The sequence below is a fragment of the Pedobacter sp. 01T416_2 genome, assembly GCF_056398925.1.
Window position 1 is genome coordinate 1 of the sequence record NZ_JBFTQI010000678.1, and the last position, 3,249, is coordinate 3,249.

The window sequence follows — 3,249 nt, forward strand, 5'->3', positions numbered from 1 at the left end:
TGACAAGAGTGTGATATCGGAACATATTGAACTTCCATATTTTTACCAGTATCTGCACCGACATGATGAGTGGCAGATTACTTACATAGAAAAGGGAGAGGGGACGTTAATTGCGGGGAATGACATGCATGCTTTCCGATCGGGTGATATTTTTGTAATTGGGGCAAAACTTCCACATCTTTTTAAAAGCAACCCTGAATATTTCTCTGCTGATAACAATAAAACAATCAAAGCATGTTCTATTTACTTTAATCCTAACGGTATTTTAGCTGCTTTGTTCAATCTTCCCGAAATGAAGATGGCAAGTGGTTTTTTAGCTAAACACAAACATGGTTTCAAAATTCCTGCTGCTTTTACTAAAAACATGGTAACCAAAATGTTCAATGTTCACCAGGCATCAGGAGTTGATGTGCTGTTTAACTTCTTGAAATTGGTTAACAGTCTTCAGGATTTAAATGAGAATGTAGAATCGTTATGTTCGGATATGTATTCTTCTAACGTAACCGAAAATGAAGGGATGCGATTGAGCAAGATCATTAACTTCATTACCGAAAACTACAACAATCAAATTTCTTTAGAAGATGTAGCCAATGCCGCGTTTATGACTCCTCAGGCCTTCTGCAGGTATTTTAAGAAACATACCGGACATACTTTCGTGTCCTTTTTAAACGAAGTTAGAATTAACGATGCCTGTAAAAGCCTTATTTCGGGTGAGAAAGCCGATTGCATTTCAGGTGTAGCCTATAAAGCTGGTTTCAATAGTATTACCAATTTTAACCGGGTATTTAAAAGTATTATTGGCCAGTCGCCAAGAGCATACATCGATACTTATAATAATGTGAGCAGGGTGAGCTACGTAGGCGCTTAAACAAAAAACACTTTTATTTTTTTAAAAAAAGCTAGCCATTTTTTCAAATGGAGGCAAATGCTATTCGTTAAATTTAACCAACTCTAAATGCAAAACAAATTGAAGTTTTTTGCCCTTTTGTTAATGGTAAGCCTGTTATCAGGTACTTTTGTATTAGCCCAAACTTCAAACGAAAGTTTGTACGAACAAACCAGCGAAATGGGTACGCTGATAGTAGGCTACCAAAGGGATATGGATGCCATTAACGATTTCTACTATCCTTATTCTGCAGGAGGTACTTATTCTTTTCCGATGACTACTTTTAAAAGCCCGGAACAAAGAAAACGCCTGCAAGACATCAATAAAGATTATTTAAGTAAGTTAAAATCAGCCAAATTTGAAGGCTTTAGTATTTATGGCAAAGTAGATTATATCCTCCTTAAAAAACAGATAGAATCTTCTGTTTGGCTCTTGGGCAAAGAGGAAACAGAATATAATGCCCTGTCTAAATATTTCACCTTCGCCGATGCGATTTATGCACTCGAAAAACTAAGAAGAAGGGGCACTTATAAAGAAGGATCTTTACTGGCTGTCCAGATGACCGAAATCGCGAAGCAGATTGATACCCTGAGCCAAAATTTCACAAAGCAAGCAAGCCTCAAACCCGATCAGCTTAAAATGGCAACGGCCATAACCTTGAGTTTAAAACACCGTTTAAAAGGTTTTTATCAGTTTTATATGGATTATGAACCTGGTTTTACCTGGTGGGCACCTAAACCTTACGAAAGGTTAGATCTTGCTTTGACCAATTACGCTAAGTTTTTTAACGATAAAGGAGATCCTGTAGCTGGGGCAAAATCAAACAAACCAGAAATTAAGGGAAATCCCATCGGAAGGGAAGAACTGATCAGGCAATTAAATGCAGAGCTTATTCCTTATACACCAGAAGAACTGATTCAGCTTGCCGAAAAAGAATTTAAGTTTTGCGACGAAGAACTTTTAAAAGCATCAGCAGCAATGGGCTTCGGTAAAGACTGGAAAAAAGCTCAGGAAAAAATCAAGAATAGCTACGTACCCTTAGGTAAACAGCCAGAGTTGATTGTAAAACTACAGGATGATGCCTTAAGCTTTATAAAAGCCAACGATCTGATCAATATTCCGGCGCTTGCTGAAGAAACCTGGGGTATGGTCATGATGTCGGCAGAACGCCAATTGGTAAATCCATTTTTTACTGGTGGGCGCGAAATCAGTATTTCTTATCCAACAAATTCGATGGAAGAAGATGATAAGTTAATGAGTATGCGTGGTAACAATCCTTATTTTTCAAGGGGAACGGTACAGCACGAACTCTTGCCTGGTCATCATTATCAGTATTTTATCAATAACCGTTATAAAAGCTATCGCGATCCTTTTAAAACCCCTTTTAGTGTAGAAGGCTGGCCATTATACTGGGAGCTTTTACTCTACGATAAAGGTTTTGCCAAAACTCCCGAAGAAAAAATGGGCATGCTTTTCTGGCGCATGCACCGTTGTGCCAGGATTCTTTTTTCGCTAAACTTTCACCTGGGTAAATGGACTCCTCAACAGTGTGTCGATTTTCTGGTCGATCGTGTAGGGCACGAACGCGCCAATGCAGAAGGCGAAGTACGAAGATCTTTCAAAGGCGATTATAGTCCTTTATACCAGGTGGCTTACCTTACCGGCGGTCTTCAGCTTTTTGCCCTGAAAAAAGAACTGGTTGATAGTGGTAAGATGAGCTTTAAAGCTTTTCACGATGYGGTGATTAAAGAGAACTTAATTCCTGTAGAAATGATCAGGGCTACTTTAACCAATCAGCCCCTAACCCGCGATTTCACTACCTCATGGCATTTTTACGGCCAGCTTAAATAAATAAACTCACCAAACCATTTGAACCACCAAGCAACAAAAAACATGATTGAAAAAGAAACCACACAATTTAAACCCTCACTTAAATTGATGGATGCAACAATGCTTGTAGCCGGAAGTATGATCGGCTCAGGTATTTTTATTGTAAGTGCCGATATTACCCGGAATGTAGGCAGTTCTGGTTGGTTGTTAGTGGTTTGGTTAATTACAGGCTTTATGACACTTACCGCTGCTTTGAGTTATGGCGAATTAAGTGCCATGTTCCCAAAGGCGGGCGGACAATATATTTATTTGAAGGAAGCATATAATCCGCTGATCAGTTTTTTATATGGCTGGAGTTTTTTTACGGTAATCCAAACGGCAACTATTGCCGCAGTAGGCGTGGCATTTGCCAAGTTTACCGCATATCTCGTGCCTGCACTAAGTGAAGATTTAGTAGCCATCGATTTAGGTTTCTTTACCATCTCGCCCGCTCAACTATTGGCCATTGGGGTGATTATATTACTCACCTATAT

General features: G+C 39.1%; 3 protein-coding genes. All 3 read left to right on the plus strand.

The genetic code is table 11. From position 1 onward, the window contains the following. On the plus strand, positions 1–868 hold an 868-nt coding region (locus AC1DPQ_RS22300), incomplete at its 5' end, for an AraC family transcriptional regulator (protein ID WP_477610908.1). Between the two features lie 87 nt (positions 869–955). After that, entirely contained in the window at positions 956–2,737 is a 1,782-nt protein-coding gene (locus tag AC1DPQ_RS22305) for a DUF885 family protein (RefSeq protein WP_477610909.1), read from the plus strand. Positions 2,738–2,779: 42 nt separating this feature from the next. Next, on the plus strand, positions 2,780–3,249 hold a 470-nt coding region (locus AC1DPQ_RS22310), incomplete at its 3' end, for an APC family permease (protein ID WP_477610910.1).